Here is a 14,660-nt window from a genome sequence, read left to right on the forward strand (position 1 = left end):
AGAAGAGGCTTTGATGTCGTTCTTGCCGAACGCATGGCTGTCCGCTCGCCGACCTATAAAGGGAGCTGCTGCAGCCGAAGAGCATGCAGATTTTCGACGGCCTCGGCGTATATGACGCGATTTGTGACCGGTCCAACGAAATCAAGGTGCTCGATATGCTGGAACTCTCCAGTACTTTGAAAGTGAAAGATCAATCGTTCATGGATTACAGCGTGTTGCCCGGAAAATACAACGCCGCTTATATGATCCACCATGAAGAGCTAAAGACCATCATTCGGAAAGCGGCTTATGAATACGATAACTTCCATTACCTAAAAGGCACTGCCTGCAAAGGCTATACAGAAAATACGGCCATTCTTCAAAAAGGAACCGAAAAGTCCGAGGTGGAAGCCAAGTTTTTCTTCGGCGCGGAAGGAAGGTCTTCAGTAACGAGAAAAGCGATGGAAATCGAAGTAAAGCAGACGACATATAACCATCATTTTTTGACAGTAACCTTTCCGCGCGCGGAAAATTTCACGGACGGCAAAATCATTTCGACCTATAACCGCTTTCTCGGGCTATTCCCGCTGCCTGACAATCAAGTGCGCAGCGTCTATTTGATACCGCCAGGGGATTATAAAACCTTGAAGGAAAAGCCAATCAGCCATTTCCATAAGCTTTACACTGATTTGGCACCGGCCGTGGACGGGTATGTCCAGCGATTGACCGACTGGAAAAAAATCCAGCTGATGATTCCTGTCATGTACCATGCGGAATCCTATGTAAAAGGCAATAAAGCGATCATCGGGGATGCGGCCCATGCCGTCCATCCGATGGCAGGGGAGGGCATGAACATGGCGATACAGGATGCTGATGTGCTTGGTGAATTGGCTGCGGATATGCTGGCCGAGGAAAAAACGGATAAGAGCAACTTGAAATGGTATGAAAAAGTACGCTACCGCCGGGCAGACCATGTCATCCAGCTGAGCCATCTGGCAGCGCTTGCCTATTCATTCCCGTATCGCCCGGTCAGCTATTTGCGCCAACGCACTTTTGAGCGCATGGAAGAAGATCCGATCCTTCATTTCAAGCAGATGCTAAATGTATCAGGGCTCGGTCTATGGAAAGAAAACGTCCGGGACCGCTTTATCCAAGGCGGGTTCATGCCGGTGCGCGCGAAGGAATTGACAGAAGACACGAAAGAACTGAAATACTACAAACCGGAAGATGACTACCCGTGGAAAGTGGAGGGACTTATATGATCGATATAATGAAGATGGTAAAAGCAAGAACGTATATGAAACGCAATGAGCCCTTCCTGTACAGCTGGCATGCATATGTAGGCTATGAACTGGATCTGTTCAAGGCTTTTGAGCGGCCAATGACTCAATACGATGTGGCAGATGCATTGTCACTCGATGAGCAACTGCTTGCACAATGGGTAGCGATCGGCGTTTCGATCGGCTATTTAAAAGAGACTGGGCGCAACCGTTACCAAATAAAGAACCGCTGGAAGTTGCCGAAATCGAAAGGCAATAATTCATCAGGTGTATTGCTAAAAGAAATGATGGAACTGCATATCCCAACGCTTCTGGAATACCCGAAAATGATGCGCAACCAAAGCCGCCTTCACTTTGACGAGGATGAGCACGCATCAACTGTCGCAGAAACGAGCCGTTTGCTCGAAGTATTGGCGTATCCAAAAATGGCCAAGAGATTGAAGGAAAAAGACTGCCGCCGTGTGCTTGATATCGGCTGCGGGGAAGGCGGCTACATAAAAAAATTAGGCCAGCGATTCCCAACAACGCAATTCACGGGAATCGAAATTAGTGAGGAAGTCGTTGAGAAGGCAAGAGAGCTGACAGCAAACCAAAATAATGTTTCCATCGAGCAGGCGGATTTGTGGAATTACAAGCCGGAATCCCCACAGGATATGGTCATGCTTAATAATGTGCTCCATTACATCCCGCTCGAAAAGCGCCAGGCCTTGTTCAAGGAAATCAGCAGCTGGATCGCACCAGGCGGCATTTTCTCCGTTGTCACCCCGATTGCCGGCGGCCCGGACAGCCCGCCGTTCGCCAATGTTTTCAATAGCTTCTTCTCATCATTCGACAATCTCTATCGGTTGCCAAAAAGAGAAGAACTCATCGAATGGGGAGAAGAATCAAACCTAGAATTCCTAAGCCTCCGCACCGTCATCAAAGAAGGCGGCTGGTACATCGTGCAATATGAAAAGAAAAGCTGAGACAGCCATATAGACCCGACAAGCACAAGACGGTTTGCTGAAGCGGCGTTACTTGCCGCGTAAGCAAAATGGCTTGTGAACTCGAGGGTCTGGCTGTCGAAGCTAGCCGAAAAGAAAAGCTGAAATGGCCGTTATGACTCGACAGGCGTAAAACGAGTCCCCGAAGCGGCGCTCTTTGCCGCACAGGGGAATTGGCTTACGACCCGAGAGTCAGGCCATTGAAGCTAGACAATAAGAAAAGCTGAAGCAGCCTTTTTTAGGAAGCTAACCTAAGAACGCGACGTCGTGTCGCAACGGTTAGCTGACCCACATCCTGTGGCCCCTCGACAGGCATAAGGCGAGTTTCCGAAGCAAAGCACAAAAAAGCCCTGAAGCATTTAGCTTCAGGGCTTTTCTTATTTGCGCAATGAGCCGAGTTCAGAGGCAATGGCCTGCATTTCGTTCGGGCTGAAATTATCGCGATTTTTGACCATCTCGTAAATTTCACGCAAGTCTTCGTACTCGGAAGTATTGAAATGCTCGGCTTTCATTGCATCCACATTAACCATGCGCAGTTTCGTTTTTATTTCTTCAATCATAAAATCGACGTTCTCAGGTGATTGTTTGGATAAATCCATGATCCATTCCTGCCTTTCGGGTGGGTATGCTTTATCATTTCATTATTCAAATAGAATGTCAATTGCCAGAACGTGCTTGTTCTTTCTCTTCCTTGATCTTCGCCGTGATTTTCTTCGTCTCGTAAACGATGACGCCGGAAAGTCCGAGAAGGCCGATCAAGTTCGGGAAAGCCATCAAGCCGTTCATGACATCCGAGAATGTCCAGACAACATCAAGCGAAACGGTTGCACCGACAAAGACCATCGCGACGAAAGCGATACGGTAGATAATCAACAAGCTCGGATTCTTGAACAAATACTGGAAACATTTCTCGCCGTAGTACGACCACCCGATGATCGTCGAAGAAGCGAAGAAGATCAAGCCGATTGCTACGATGATCGGGCCAGCACCGCCAAGGAACTGCTCGAATGCAGCAGTAGTCAGCGCAGCGCCTTCAAGGCTGTCATCCAAATACAGGCCGGACATGACGATTGTGATTCCTGTGATCGAACAGATGATCAAGGTATCGAACAATACTTGAGTCATCGATACCAAAGCCTGGCGACCAGGCATATCGGTTTTTGCTGCAGCTGCCGCGATTGGGGCAGATCCAAGGCCTGCTTCGTTGGAGAAGACGCCTCGTGCGACACCATAGCGGATCGCAGCACCGATGGCACCGCCGACCGCCGCTTCGCCGGTAAAGGCTGCGCTGAAAATCGTGCCGATCGCTGCGGGAATAAGATCCATATTGAGGATCATGATGATGATTCCGGCAATGATATAGAATAAGGCCATAAATGGAACGAAAAATGCTGTAACTTTACCGATGGTCTTGATTCCGCCGATAATGACGACTGCAGCGAAAATCGTCAGGATGATGCCCGTAATCCATGTCGGCACAGAGAACGTATCGCGCACGACGGATGCAACGGAGTTGGACTGTGTGCCGTTTCCGATACCGAACGCTGCGATAGAGCCGAAGATGGCGAATAGTACGGCCAGCCATTTTTGTTTCAAGCCGTGTTCAAGATAATACATCGGCCCGCCGGCCATTTGTCCTTTTGGATCGACGATGCGGTATTTGACGGCGAGTACGGCTTCCCCGTATTTCGTCGCCATCCCGAAGAATGCAGAAAACCACATCCAGAATACGGCACCCGGGCCACCGAGAATGACGGCAGTCGCGACGCCGACGATATTCCCTGTACCGACTGTCGCGGCCATTGCCGTCGACAAAGCTTGGAAATGGGAAATATCGCCTTGTGATTCAGTATCGGGGTTTTTGCTGAACGTCAGCTTTAATGCATACGGCAAAAGACGCAATTGCAAGAGCCCTAAGCGTACAGTCAGGAAGATCCCTGTCCCCACCAGGAGAATCAAAAGCGGCGGTCCCCATACATAACCGCTGATCGTGCCTAGAAATTCTGTTAATGCTTCCATCTTTTCTCCCCCTTTTCATTACTCTTTTCTTTAGGAAAAATTCCTCCTGTAGAGTTAATATTCCGAAAGTTTTATATCATAGTCAAGTTATTTTTAAAAAATAATTTGTGAAGTGTTTAGATTATGGAGGAAGAGGGAAAAATTCGAAGTATGATAGAAACTATAATTTATACTAGGAGGAATTTGGAATGAGCCAAAACAAATTGATGACAGGATTATTAATAGGGGCGGCAGTCGGAGTGCTTGTATCGCTGCTTGACCGGAATACCCGCGAGGATGTTATGGACAAATCAAGAAAAGCGAGCGAAAACGCAAAATACTATGCGAACAATAAAGATGAATTGAAATCAGCATTTAAAGAACAGGCAGAGCGTGCGCAAAACCTATATGCCCGCATTTCAGAAGATGCTTCATATGTCGGCGGCAAAGTAGAGCAAGTGAAAAGCTTGTCCCTGAAGTGAAAGAAGTGGCAATGGAAGCGAAAGGCGCCGTAATGGAAACAAAAGATGCGGTTGTCGAATCCAAAGAAGATGTCGTATCAGCAGTTAAAGAAGACAAGCCGTCACCGAGTTCTTCACTAACGGATGATTCTTCTACAAACGACTCTTCATCAAGCAATACTAACTCTCAGAACCAGAACCGCAACTAAAGGACAGGTTCATGGCAACACATAGAAAAGGCGGCCAGCCCCAAGTACGGAAACCGAGATATGACGTACTGACTGGCCGTGGATTTATAAAAGAATTAGGAATACGGATTAAAGACGTCGATGTGCAGGGACTCGGAGCGCAATTGGCGTTTTTTTTCCTATTATCGATTTTCCCGTTGCTGATTTTTCTCGTCACTTTGCTTCCATATTTGAATTTGCCGAGGGAAGAAGTCTTCCTGTTCATGGAAGATGTTATTCCATCAGAGGTGTATGTGCTGATCGAGCAGACCTTGAATGAAATCTTGACTGACCAAAACAGCGGCTTGCTATCATTCGGTGTGCTCGCGACAATCTGGTCAGCGAGCCTGGGCATGGATGCATTGATCAAATCCTTGAATGCTACATATGGAGTCAAGGAGAGCAGGCCGTTGTTAGTAGCAAGAGGCATGTCGATTTTAATGACCATTCTGTTGATCATCATGCTGGTGGTAGCGCTTGCGCTGCCGATATTCGGCCGCCAGATCGGCCTGTTCTTTTTCGCATTCCTCGGTCTTGAAGAAGGGTTTTTGGAATTATGGGGAATGATCCGTTTCACCATTCCAGCCTTGATTACATTCATTGTATGTGCCGTGATTTATTGGCTTGCGCCGAATGTCCGGATCAGTTTCTGGACAGTCCTGCCGGGGGCGGCTTTTGCATCGCTCGGCTGGCTATTGCTGTCATTTTTGTTCTCCATCTACATCAATAATTTCGGCAATTTCTCAGCCACTTACGGAAGCATCGGCGGGATTATCCTGCTATTGCTGTGGCTTTACCTTTCCGCGATGCTATTGATCATTGGCGGACAAATCAATGCCGTCATGCAAGGAAGGCGGCAATCCAGAAAACGGCTGCATAAAAAGAAGACGGCTCTTCCCGATAAGTGAGGGAGAGCCGTCTTTTTTCGTGGAATTTTAGACATTGCGGTTGAGCATGCGCAATCCGTTCAAGATGACCAGGATGGTGCTGCCTTCATGTCCGATTACGCCGAGCGGCAAAGAAATCGCCTGGAAAAAATTCGACAAGATCAGCACCAGGATGACAGCGATAGAGAAAAAGATATTCTGTTTGACGATGCGCTGCATTTTTCGCGCCAGCCGGATCGAGTAGGAAATGCGGGATAAATCATTTTTCATTAAAATGACGTCGGCGGTTTCGAGGGCGATGTCAGTTCCTTCGCCCATGGCGATGCCGGTCGTGGCCGTCGCAAGAGCCGGAGCGTCGTTAATGCCGTCTCCCGTCATTGCCACATATTTGTATTTAGCTAATAATTTTTTCAAGTGCTGCACTTTATCGCCAGGCAGGCATTCGGCGATGTATTCATCGACACCGGTTTCTTCCGCAATGGCTTTTGCGGTTTTGCGGTTATCCCCAGTCAGCATGATGCAATAAATGCCGCGGTCCTGAAGTTCAGCGATGGTGGATTTGGTAATGTCGCGGACAGTATCCTTAAGTGCCATGGCAGCGAGTATGCCATGCCCGTCCCTTACAAAAGTGACGGTCTTTCCTTGATTCGCCAGGTTTTCAAGAATACCGCCCTGAAAAGCGTAAGCTTCTTGTTCACCGACAAAGCCAGGCTTGCCGATTAGGATTTCATCGCCATTGAATTGCGTTTTCAACCCGTTTCCGGGCACATCCACGACTTGCAGGTTGCGCAGCGGCTCGAATCCTTGCTGAATGACAAAATCAGTCATCGCTTTTGCGAGTGGGTGGTTGGATTGGGATTCAATTCCTGCGACCAGCGCCATCACTTGTTCGCGGTCTGCATCTTGGCGAATGATGAAAGCGGTCACTTCGGGTTTACCGCGGGTCAATGTGCCGGTTTTATCGAATGCGATGGCTTTGATGACGCTTAAATTCTCCAGATGCGCTCCGCCTTTAAAGATGACACCGCTTTTGGCACCGTTGGAGATGGCGGCAAGTGTGGCGGGCATAATGGAAGCGACCAATGCACATGGAGATGCTACCACAAGCAGCACCATGGCCCGGTAGAAGGTTTCATTCCAGCTCCAGCCCGCCAGGAAATGCGGCAGGAACAGCATGAGCACGAAGACGATCAAGACAATTTTGACATAACGGCCTTCGAAGCGTTCGATAAATTGTTGGGAAGGGGACTTCTCGCTTTCAGCGGATTGCACGAGCTCGATGATTTTTTGGAACATTGTTTCCGAACTCGGTTTGGTCATGATCATGGTAATTGAGCCGGACAAATTGACGGTGCCAGCAAATAAATTATCGTGTTGGTATTTGGACACCGGAATAGCTTCGCCGCTGATGGCGGATTCGTCAACAGCGGTTTGTCCGGAATGGACTTCGCCGTCGACAGGAATGCGCTCGCCGGGACGAACGGCGACGAGGTCTCCTGTGTTCAATTCACCGACCGGAACGCGCACCGTCTCGCCGGATTCTTTCAATAGCCAGGCTTCATCCGGCTGCATCTCCATGAGGGCAGACAGTTCTTTGCGGCTTTTGTTCATTGTATAAGTTTCGAGTGCACCGCTTAACGCAAAGATGAAGATCAGGATGGCGCCTTCTGTCCAGTAGCCGATAATGGATGCGCCGACAGCTGCCAGGATCATCAGGAATTCGACATTCAATTCTTTGTCTTCGATGGTTTTTTTGATGCCGTACTTGGCTTTTGCATAGCCGCCGATCACAAATGCCAGCAAATAGATCGCGACGGAAGGAAGAGCGATATCCTGCAATTCCAGGATATAGGCGATGATGATCAGGATCCCTGATAACACCGCAGCGATCAATTCTATATGAGGCCGAACTTTACTCCACATACGCACTCCTCCATCAAATGTTCGGGTATCGGTAATTACTGTCAGTTTACCATATGGCGCTGTGGATAGATGGCAGATTTTGCTTATTGTGTGTCAATTCAAAATATGGTTGCCGCAAGACAGCATAAAAAAGCCCTGGAGCTTCGATCGAAGCTTCAGGGCTTGGGATTATTCGTTTTCAGTAGAAGGACGGTTTTTGAACTGTTGCATTTTGCTGTCCAGATCGTCGACCATGGCAATCAGCCGGTCAATATCTTCAAGCTCCGTGCTTTCCGGTTCGATGGCATCTAACACATCGAGGAACATGCTGAGCCTTTGTTTCATATAACTTACTTGCTGTTCCTTATCTGTAATGGATTTTCCCATTGATTCCACCTCGTTTCCATTGTATATAGTAGCTGATAACTAAAGGAATATCAATAGGACAGAAAAATGCAGAAATAACGAAAATCATTAATTGAATATTTACACTATTCAATTAATGTGATATAGTGACATCAATCCTTTACGAGGGGAGGACAAGACGGATCACCGAACCATAAAAGAACGCGATAGGAAAGAGGAGGCGATTCGAGCATTTGGGTGGCTTCACCGACAGTGCGATTATGGAAACGAACTGTAAACATAAAACATAAAGGCTCAGCCCGCAATCTGCTATGCAGAAACGGACTGAGCCTTTTATGCGTTTAAATCAATTCGTATGTCTCTACAATTTCAATTGTATCTTCGACAGAACGGACCATCGAGCAGTTTTACGCGTCAATTCCATCACGCGCGGCATTTTCGATTCGTTGATATCGCCTTTGATGCGGAAATGCAGATGGACTTTTGAAACGCGGTCCGCTTCTTCGGCGATGCGGACGATTTCCTTCACTTCCACTTCGATGTCTTCTGCCGGCATCCGTTGCTTGTCCAGTACTTTGCGGATAATTCCTGCGCTGCAGATGGCCAGTGAAGAGACCAGCAATTGATAAGGGCGGAACCCGTATTCTTCATTGGTCGATACGTGGAGCTCGCCAAAGGCAAATGCCCGGTAAATCCGTGTTCATTCATGGAAAATTTCATTTTGTATCTCCTCCTTATGTTAAAATTGTAGCGGAAACTTCCAAAAATAGAAAAGAACGTGCTCGTTCGGGGAGGCATTATGAAATATTTCTTATCAAGCGAACGCGCCCGCTTTTGGATTTTGGTCGCCATTGTGTCGATATCAGGGTTTTCGCAAGGCATGTTATTGCCGCTGATTGCCGTCATTTTTGAACAGGACGGCGTGTCGTCTGCACTAAACGGCCTCAGTGCGACTGGCTTATACATAGGCATTATCGCTGTCGCTCCGTTCATGGAGCCGCAGCTAAGGAAGTTCGGTTTTAAACCGCTTATTCTCGTCGGTGGGGCGATGGTGATCCTCGCTTTGCTTTCGTTCCCGTTATGGAAAAGCGTCTTGTTTTGGTTTGTTTTGCGCATTTTGATCGGCGTGGGCGACCAGGCACTGCATTTTTCGACGCAGACCTGGATCACCAGCACTTCGCCTCACCATAAACTGGGCCGCAATATCGCGATCTATGGCATGTCGTTCAGTGTCGGCTTTGGTGCAGGGCCGCTGTTCGTGCCGCTCGTCGAAGTGTTCGAAGCATTGCCGTTCATCATTTCCGGGGTTCTCTGCTTGATTGCCTGGTCATTGGTGTTTTTCCTGCGCAATGATTTTCCGGAGCATTCCGCCAGTTCCATGGGGGCCAAAGGAACTTTGCAGCGCTTTCGGACGGCTCTTGTCATCGGCTGGGTCGCTTTTTTGCCTCCGCTCGGCTATGGGTTTTTGGAAGCATCGCTGAGCGCGATCTATCCGGTCTACGCCTTGCGCCAATCATTCGATATCAGCATGGTTTCCTATATTCTCGCTGCCTTTTCCATCGGAGCGATTGCGACACAATTGCCGCTCGGTGAACTCAGTGACCGCATCGGACGGAAAAAGGTATTGATGATTGCGCTAAGCGGTGGGGGACTCACATTTTTGGTGGCGACGTTCTTCGAATCGAATGCCTGGCTCACGCTCGCTTTGTTTGTGGTAGCCGGCATGTTTGTCGGTTCCACTTTTTCGCTTGGCATTTCTTATATGACCGACTTGATGCCGAAAGAATTGCTGCCTACGGGGAATTTATTATGCGGCGTAGCATTCAGCGTCGGCAGTTTGCTCGGCCCAGCGGCAGGGGGATTGTTCCTTGAAGTCACCGAGCAGCTGAGTTTCCTATTGCTGATCACCGGAATCCTATTGACTTTATTCACCATCATCGCTTTTAAAGGGCCGCGCAAGCAGACGGCCTAGATTCTGAAATTAATATTGTGCTGTCAAAGTTTAGGAGCAGGTGCTTCCTAAACTTTTTTAGTTCCATAAAAAAAGCCACAGGCCCGTATTCAACGGTTTGGCCAGTGGCTTGAATTATGTCAGCGTTTTGGGATCTTTGTCTGCAGGCAGCGCCATTTCAATAAAGAAGCTGATTTCTTGATCGAATTGGCTGAAATGCTCACGCTTGAGTCGGAACTTATTGGTGTACTTAATTTTATTGCGCTGTTCTTCAGGAAGCAGGTTGTTGATTCACAATTCGGCTAATGCCGATGGTTCGCGGGAGGTGAGCGCAAGCAGTTCGGCGCCGATCTTTTCCCGCTGCCCAGGCCCACCGCTGCAAATGGTAATAAATGAGTAATCGGTTAACTCATCTTTTGACTTCTTGATAAAGGTCCGCATCGGCGCCGCAATTTTCCCTGCCCAAATCGGTGCCAGCAAAATCACTGGGCTGTATTCTTTCAGGTCAAAATCCAGTGGCGCCAAACGGGAGTCGCGCTGGATGAGAAAATCCATCAAGATCGATATATCCTTCCGTTTCTTTTTTTCCTTGATTTCGCGCAACTCGCACCCGATCCGACTTTGCAGTTCTATCGCTAGCTTTTGATTGTTTTCGGAATGGGAGTAGTAGACGATTAACGGCTTCATGGCGATTCCTCCTGGTTAGCTGATTTCACCTGGGCTTTTGCAGTGGATGCCTTCAAAACGTAATAGTCGGCTAAAATCAAACGCAATGTGGAGTCAAGCTTATGCGAAGCGCGAATCAAAGAGCGGGAAACTTTTTATTTCAAGGTCAACAAGCACACCGCTTCAACTTGCGAAGTCTGTGGGAACATATCGACTGGCTGGATGTATTCGACGCGGTAGACCTTCGTCAATTGCTGCAAGTCTTTCGCGAGTGTCGAAGGATTGCAGGATGTATAGACAAAACGTTTCGGTTTTACTTTCAAGATGGTTTTCAAAAGCGAATCGGCAAGTCCGGTGCGCGGCGGGTCGACTGTCAATACATCCGGCACATAACCTTCCTTGCGCCAGGTTTCGAGCCATTTTTCTGCCGTGCCCGTCACATAAGTCGCTTGATGGCCTTGTTTTTTTGCGTTGGCTTTTGCATCGGCAACGCTTTCCGGGATGGTGTCCATGCCGCGGATTTCACGGGCGGAATCAGCCAGCCACAGGCCGATTGTGCCGACGCCGCAATAGGCATCGACGACGGATTCCTTGCCGGTCAGTTTCGCTGCACGCTTAATTTCATCGTAGAGTTTCACGGTCTGCTCCGGATTCAATTGGAAAAATGCGCGGGCAGACAAGTCGAACGATAATTCGCCTAGTTCTTCGTGAATGGTTGGTTTGCCGAACAGCGTACGCGTTGCCTCGCCGAATACGAGTGAAGTTTTCTCGTCATTGACGTTTTGGACGATGGACACCAGGTTCGGGTCGATTGCGCTCAAGCGTTCGACGAGCACTTTCTCTTTCGGGATGTCTTTGCGCGTCGTGATCAGCACAAGCTGGATTTCGCCCGTTTTGACTGCCGTACGGACAGCGATCGTCCGGACCAGCCCTTTCATCGATTTGCCGTCGTAGATGGATAAGTTCAATTCTTCGATGATGCGCTTCGCGGCATTGGTGATTTTCACCGTGTCCGGATGCTGGACGAGGCATTGTTCGATATCGAGCAGCTGCTGGGAGCCTTCCGCAAACAAGCCAGCCATTACTTTGCCGTCTTTCTTGCGTGTTTGGAACTGGCTCTTATTGCGGTAATGCCACGGGTCGTCCATGCCGATCGTCTCACGTACCTGGATGTCTGTCCCGCGCAAATAACGGTCAAGTGATTGCAGCACCAGGTCGCGTTTTTCAACGAGCTGCTGGCTATAGGATAAATGCTGCAATTGACATCCGCCGCATGTTTCAAAAATCGGGCACGGCGGTGTCTGGCGGTGAGGGGAAGCTTTACGGATTTTCAGTATCCGCGCTTGTGCGAAATTATGTTTCACAATGGTCACTTGCGCGGTAACTTCTTCGCCTGGCAGTGCCCCCGGAACAAAGACGACATTGCGCTTGAAAAAGCCGACGCCTTCTCCGTTGATGCCGAGTTTTTTAATGGTTAAGGGGAATTTCTGCCCCATTTCAATGATTGGTTTTTCAGTCATGCAGGTCACGTCCTTCAGTTGGTCATCCCTTCATTATACGCTTATTTGTATATGTCAGCCAGTGCTTCCGGTAAATTCGGGAACTCAAACTTAAACCCATGGGCGAGAAGGACGGTTGGCAGTGCCCGCTGGCCTTCGAGCACCAGCCTGCTTTTATCGCCGAGCGCCGCTTTCAACGCAAACGAAGGGGCAGGGATCCAATGAGGCCTGCCGAGCGCCCGCCCGATTTCCTTGCCGAACGCCTTCATGCGCTGAGGATTCGGTGCCGCCACATTGAAGGGCCCGGTGAGCTCTTCGTGTTCGATGGCAAAAAAGACCGCGCGCGCTGCATCGCGGACGTGGATCCAAGACAGCCATTGCCTGCCGCTGCCGACTGTGCCGCCGGCGAACAATTTATACGGAAGCGCCATTAATGGCAGGGCGCCTTCCTCTTTTCCGAGCAGGATGCCGAAGCGCGCATAAGCGGCGCGGACGCCATCAAGCTGCGCCTGTTCGGCCAAGCTTTCCCAGGCGAGCACCGTTTCTGCAAGAAAATCATTGCCATATTCGCGGTCAGCTTCGGTATAGGTTTTGTGTTCAGAAGCCGGATATATTCCGATCGCGCTTGCATTGACGAGCACTTCCGGTTTTTTTTCAAGCGCTGAGATGATGCGCAGCACTTCTTTTGTCGCCGATACGCGGCTTTCGTAGATTTTCTTCTTTTGTTTATCTGTCCATAAGCCGTCGTTGATCGACGTACCGGCCAAGTTGACGATCGCATCAATGCCTTCAAGCTGCGCTTCCGGGCGCGCCCCGTCAGACAGCCAGCGGACATACGTGATGCCCCGTTCCTTCGGTTTATCTGAACGTGTTAAAATAAACACTTCATGTCCTTTTTCCATCAGCAGTTCCGTTAAGACAGAACCGAGAAACCCGGTGCCGCCAGTTATCGCTATTTTCATTTCCATCGCCTCCATTTCTATCCCATACCCAATTCGAGCGAAGCATATGCCAAGAGGGCGTGCAAAGTGTATAATGGTAGGAGAAGCGAGGGGAAATTGATGCCGATCATTACGAAAATAACCCGCGGAAAAAACAATCCGGAACGCTATAATATTTATTTGGAAGAAAAATTTGCGTTCAGTGTCGACGAAACCTTGATCATCCGCTACCAATTGACCAAAGGCAAAGAACTCGACCAGTGGACGATCGAAGAAATGAACTTTGAGGATGAAGTCCGAAAAGCATTCAATAAAGCTTTGCATTACCTCGGCTTCCGCATGCGCAGCGAAGGCGAAGTCCGGAAGAAACTGAAAGAAAAGGAATTCGGCGAAGCCGTCATCGACGAAGCGGTCAAGAAGCTCTATGAACTCAGCTTCCTAGATGACCAGCAGTTTTCAGAAGCATTGCTCCGGACGCAAATCAAATCCGGTCAAAAAGGGCCGCGCGCAATCCAGCAGGCCATGCAAACGAGAGGAATTGATAAGGCTATGCAAAAAGATGTCTTAACAAATTACAGTGAGGAAGAACAGCTTGAAGTCGCCACAGGCCTTGCGGAAAAAATCGCCGCGAAAGAACAGTCGAAAACCCCGAGCCAGGTCAAACAGAAAATTAATGATTCATTGATGAGAAAAGGCTATCCTTACGGGATCATCAAGCAAGCGATTGAAACGCTGGATCTTGAACGCGACGGAGACCAATGGCTCGACAGCGTCCGCCAGCAAGGGGATAAATTATGGCGCAAGCACGAAAGCAAATTGTCGGGGAACGACCTTAGCCGGAAAGTGAAGCAAGGCCTGTACCAGAAAGGCTTCCCGGGCGATGTAATCAGCCAGTACATCGAAGAAAAGGAGCTTGAAGATGAGTGAGCATAAACCATATTCACAAATGGACGAGACGGAACTGCGCAACGAAATCGCCCGTCTGAAAGAAAAAGCGCGCAAGGCGGAACAGCTCGGCATCGTCAATGAATTCGCGGTGCTCGAACGGAAAGCCATCATGGCGGCTTCGTTCCTGCTGGATCCAAAAGATTTCAAACCAGGGGAAGTTTACCGCGTGGAAGGCGACCCGAATGTTTATTTTCAAATTGATTACCTAAAAGGCAATTTTGCCTGGGGCTACCGCATGGGCGGCGATAAGCACACAGAAGCGCTGCCAATTTCCATGCTGCGCCCATTGAAGGAAGGGAAGTGAATCGATGAAAGAAGTCATTGAGCAATTAATCATCGAGTTAAGGGAAAAAAATCCGGAGCTGTCGGAAGACAAAGCCCGGACATGGATTGAACTTTTAGTATCTGACTTTGAATCTTCTTATGCAAAAGCAGGCTATGATTACCAAGGCACTGCCGTCGTGGAAAAAGTCGTGCGCCAGTGGATTGAAAGCTATGGCGACAAAATCCACGAATTTGCGGGGAACAACCCAAAATACGCACATCTTTTGCACGATTCTTAAACGACAAAA

General features: G+C 48.9%; 16 protein-coding genes and 1 pseudogene. 9 read left to right on the top strand and 8 right to left on the bottom strand.

The genetic code is table 11. From position 1 onward, the window contains the following. The first annotated feature begins 83 nt into the window (after window positions 1-83). Together CW734_RS06275 and CW734_RS06280 are read left to right on the top strand one after the other, a co-directional pair. Window positions 84-1,241, top strand: a complete 1,158-nt coding sequence (locus CW734_RS06275) for an FAD-dependent oxidoreductase (RefSeq protein ID WP_332871026.1) — start codon at window positions 84-86, stop codon at window positions 1,239-1,241. Beyond that, on the top strand, window positions 1,238-2,224 hold the full coding sequence (locus CW734_RS06280) for a class I SAM-dependent methyltransferase (protein WP_101189890.1): 987 nt from the start codon (window positions 1,238-1,240) through the stop codon (window positions 2,222-2,224). The genes CW734_RS06275 and CW734_RS06280 overlap by 4 nt, the downstream gene beginning before the upstream one ends. A gap of 395 nt (window positions 2,225-2,619) precedes the next feature. Here the strand turns inward: CW734_RS06280 and CW734_RS06285 are convergent, their stop codons facing one another. Together CW734_RS06285 and CW734_RS06290 are read right to left on the bottom strand one after the other, a co-directional pair. After that, the gene (locus CW734_RS06285) at window positions 2,620-2,841 is read right to left on the bottom strand and encodes a DUF1128 domain-containing protein (protein WP_058381364.1); all 222 of its coding nucleotides are present in this window, start codon (window positions 2,839-2,841) and stop codon (window positions 2,620-2,622) included. 58 nt (window positions 2,842-2,899) lie between these two features. Then, window positions 2,900-4,261: an alanine/glycine:cation symporter family protein gene (locus tag CW734_RS06290; RefSeq protein WP_101189891.1), complete on the bottom strand. Its 1,362-nt coding sequence runs from the start codon at window positions 4,259-4,261 to the stop codon at window positions 2,900-2,902. Window positions 4,262-4,449: 188 nt separating this feature from the next. On the opposite strand from CW734_RS06290, the gene CW734_RS18720 reads away from it, so the two are divergent. From CW734_RS18720 to CW734_RS06300, 3 genes are read left to right on the top strand one after another with little or no spacing between them, the layout of a single operon-like run. Continuing rightward, entirely contained in the window at window positions 4,450-4,722 is a 273-nt protein-coding gene (locus CW734_RS18720) for a YtxH domain-containing protein (protein ID WP_232787182.1), read from the top strand. Beyond that, the gene (locus tag CW734_RS18725) at window positions 4,719-4,910 is read left to right on the top strand and encodes a hypothetical protein (protein WP_232787183.1); all 192 of its coding nucleotides are present in this window, start codon (window positions 4,719-4,721) and stop codon (window positions 4,908-4,910) included. Before CW734_RS18720 ends, CW734_RS18725 begins: the two co-directional genes overlap by 4 nt. 11 nt (window positions 4,911-4,921) lie before the next feature. Next, entirely contained in the window at window positions 4,922-5,836 is a 915-nt protein-coding gene (locus CW734_RS06300) for a YihY/virulence factor BrkB family protein (RefSeq protein WP_101189892.1), read from the top strand. Window positions 5,837-5,863: 27 nt separating this feature from the next. On the opposite strand, the gene CW734_RS06305 is transcribed toward CW734_RS06300, so the two are convergent. The 3 genes and pseudogenes from CW734_RS06305 to CW734_RS06315 all read right to left on the bottom strand — a co-directional run bounded on the left by CW734_RS06305 (window position 5,864) and on the right by CW734_RS06315 (window position 8,803). Next, window positions 5,864-7,738, bottom strand: coding sequence for a heavy metal translocating P-type ATPase (locus tag CW734_RS06305; protein ID WP_101189893.1), 1,875 nt, complete (start codon window positions 7,736-7,738; stop codon window positions 5,864-5,866). A gap of 168 nt (window positions 7,739-7,906) precedes the next feature. After that, window positions 7,907-8,104 (bottom strand): SE1561 family protein, encoded by a 198-nt coding sequence (locus CW734_RS06310; protein ID WP_101189894.1) that lies wholly within the window; start codon window positions 8,102-8,104, stop codon window positions 7,907-7,909. Window positions 8,105-8,424: 320 nt separating this feature from the next. After that, window positions 8,425-8,803: pseudogene (locus CW734_RS06315) on the bottom strand (OsmC family protein). Window positions 8,804-8,882: 79 nt separating this feature from the next. Here CW734_RS06315 and CW734_RS06320 point away from each other — a divergent pair. Then, window positions 8,883-10,055, top strand: a complete 1,173-nt coding sequence (locus CW734_RS06320) for an MFS transporter (protein ID WP_101189895.1) — start codon at window positions 8,883-8,885, stop codon at window positions 10,053-10,055. Window positions 10,056-10,325: 270 nt separating this feature from the next. On the opposite strand, the gene CW734_RS06325 is transcribed toward CW734_RS06320, so the two are convergent. The 3 genes from CW734_RS06325 to CW734_RS06335 form a co-directional block, all read right to left on the bottom strand. After that, the gene (locus CW734_RS06325) at window positions 10,326-10,721 is read right to left on the bottom strand and encodes an NADPH-dependent FMN reductase family protein (RefSeq protein ID WP_101189896.1); all 396 of its coding nucleotides are present in this window, start codon (window positions 10,719-10,721) and stop codon (window positions 10,326-10,328) included. Window positions 10,722-10,855: 134 nt separating this feature from the next. Beyond that, complete coding sequence (rlmD, locus tag CW734_RS06330; RefSeq protein WP_101189897.1) at window positions 10,856-12,220, bottom strand: 23S rRNA (uracil(1939)-C(5))-methyltransferase RlmD; 1,365 nt, start codon at window positions 12,218-12,220, stop codon at window positions 10,856-10,858. 41 nt (window positions 12,221-12,261) lie between these two features. After that, window positions 12,262-13,161: a TIGR01777 family oxidoreductase gene (locus CW734_RS06335; protein ID WP_101189898.1), complete on the bottom strand. Its 900-nt coding sequence runs from the start codon at window positions 13,159-13,161 to the stop codon at window positions 12,262-12,264. Window positions 13,162-13,260: 99 nt separating this feature from the next. Here CW734_RS06335 and recX point away from each other — a divergent pair, with 99 nt between their 5' ends. Genes recX through CW734_RS06350 form a run of 3 tightly spaced genes read left to right on the top strand, consistent with a single transcriptional unit; the run spans window position 13,261 to window position 14,651 of the window. After that, the gene (gene recX / locus CW734_RS06340) at window positions 13,261-14,067 is read left to right on the top strand and encodes a recombination regulator RecX (protein WP_101189899.1); all 807 of its coding nucleotides are present in this window, start codon (window positions 13,261-13,263) and stop codon (window positions 14,065-14,067) included. Next, window positions 14,060-14,392, top strand: a complete 333-nt coding sequence (locus CW734_RS06345) for a YfhH family protein (protein ID WP_101189900.1) — start codon at window positions 14,060-14,062, stop codon at window positions 14,390-14,392. The genes recX and CW734_RS06345 overlap by 8 nt, the downstream gene beginning before the upstream one ends. A gap of 4 nt (window positions 14,393-14,396) precedes the next feature. Beyond that, complete coding sequence (locus CW734_RS06350) at window positions 14,397-14,651, top strand: YfhJ family protein (RefSeq protein ID WP_101189901.1); 255 nt, start codon at window positions 14,397-14,399, stop codon at window positions 14,649-14,651. Window positions 14,652-14,660: the final 9 nt, after the last annotated feature.

It is taken from the genome of Planococcus sp. MB-3u-03, assembly GCF_002833405.1.
GTDB lineage: Bacteria > Bacillota > Bacilli > Bacillales_A > Planococcaceae > Planococcus.